This window comes from Arthrobacter agilis, from assembly GCF_006494655.1.
Lineage (GTDB): Bacteria > Actinomycetota > Actinomycetes > Actinomycetales > Micrococcaceae > Arthrobacter_D > Arthrobacter_D agilis.
Window position 1 is genome coordinate 1 of the sequence record NZ_VHIM01000036.1, and the last position, 292, is coordinate 292.

Annotated in this window: 1 protein-coding gene; it reads left to right on the top strand. The window is 74.0% G+C overall.

All coding sequences use genetic code 11. The annotated features are described in order from the left end of the window. The coding region (locus FJV46_RS15440) for a hypothetical protein (protein WP_204840888.1) at positions 1 to 247 on the top strand (247 nt) is incomplete at its 5' end. Positions 248 to 292 lie beyond the last annotated feature (45 nt).

Sequence of the window (292 nt, forward strand, 5' to 3'; positions counted from 1 at the left end):
GGTCACCAGGGCCATCATCCGTTCCGGGCTCGCCCGGACCGCCACCGCCGGAGCCTGCGTCCAGTGCCTCCGCTCCTCCACCTCCCCGGCTCGCCGACTCCCCTGCGCCTCCCGTCTGGGCGGCACCCGGTCCAGCGCGGCCGGTCGCACCGACGACAGGCCGTGGGGAGGACGCAGGCGCCGGACTGCTGCTGGTGGCGCGGGCGCCGTCGGCGTGAAGGGTCAGGTGCCCGATCGACGTGTCTAGGAAATTTGCGCGGCCGATGAAGTCGGCGACGAACACCGACGCCGG